1 pseudogene is annotated in these 1,272 nt (G+C 80.3%); it reads right to left on the bottom strand.

The annotated features are described in order from the left end of the window. Positions 1–1,203 (bottom strand): annotated as a pseudogene (locus tag IE321_RS41475) (hypothetical protein); the annotation flags it as partial. Positions 1,204–1,272: the final 69 nt, after the last annotated feature.

The following is a 1,272-nucleotide window of genomic DNA, read 5'->3' as shown; positions in this document are numbered from 1 at the left end:
ACCGCCCGCGACACCGGTCTCCAGCAGGCGCCTGACCCGCCACAGCGGTGCGTCGGCGAGCGGGTCCGTGCCGGCGGGCCCGGGCGTGCCGGGAGCCGCCCCCGCCTCCGGGCGCGGGAAGTGGTCGCCCTGGAGCCGGTCGTAGCCCAGGTCGGCATGGCCCCGCCACTCCTCCGGCAGGCGCAGCGAGGACGACGCGCCCGGCACCGGGCCCACCGCCAGCGGACGGAGCGTCGCCGCACGGTCCGGGTCGGGACGCCCCAGGACGCGCAGGACGACGCCGGGGAAGCCGCCGATCCGGCGCAGGTTCTCCGCGTGCGCCAGCTCCGGGTGGGGGTGGGCGACACGCAGCCGCACCAGCGGGCCGCCGTCCAGGACGCGGGCCAGCAGATGGTCGTCGGCCGCGCCCAGCACCTCCACGTCACAGCCGAGCAGCGCCGGGCCCGCGTCGCCCGGAGCCGAGGCCGCCGCGTCGAGCGACGACGCCACCGCCTCCCGTACCGGCCGGGCGAAGAACGCCGCGACGGGCTCCTGCGACCAGTCCGCCCCGCGCACGGGAGTGGCGCGGACGCCCCGGCCCGCGCCGAGCGGTCCGTCCGCCGAGACCGTCGCCCCCGCGATCAGCAGCCCGCCCTGCGCCAGCCAGGCGCGGTCGAGGACGGCGCCGCCGAGCGCGACCGACGCCGTGCCCGCCCCCTTGGCCCGCGAGACGCCGCCCGGCCGCACGTCGGACAGGGTGTACAGGGAACCGTCGGGGCCGAGCAGATGGGTCGTCACCCCGCCGTAGCCGGTCGCCGAGAGCACCGGCTCCCGGCACAGCCCGAGCACCCGCAGGCTGCCGCCCTCCGCATAGGCGCGACGGGCGGTCCCCGCCCCCTCAGCCCCCGCCGCGCCGGAGGCGAGCGCCGCGGCCCCGGCGAGCAGGGTGCGGAAGGCGGCCGTCAGGTCGGAGAGCCGCTGGCCCCGGTGCCGCTCACGCGCCGTCCGCAGACCCCGTACGACCCTGAGCGCGGCGGCCTCGGCACGGGGCAGCCCCGCGAGCCGCGCCGAGTGCGCCGCACGCAGCAGCTCGGCCTGGACGACCGTCCCGCCGGCCGTGACGCCCGCGGCGAGCGCCTCCGCCGCCGCCAGCCAGAGTCCGGCCGCCGCGTCGACCTGGGCGGGCGTCGGCGACGGCCGCGCCTCCTCGGTCGTGACGGGCACGGAAGAAGCCGTGACGGGCGCGGTCACCGGCGGCGGCGTCCCCTCGGAAGGCTCCGGGGCGGCCGGGTC

The organism is Streptomyces hydrogenans, from assembly GCF_014656075.1.
Lineage (GTDB): Bacteria > Actinomycetota > Actinomycetes > Streptomycetales > Streptomycetaceae > Streptomyces > Streptomyces hydrogenans.
Note: the sequence above shows the minus strand (reverse complement) of the source record. Positions and strands in the feature narration are given on the sequence as shown.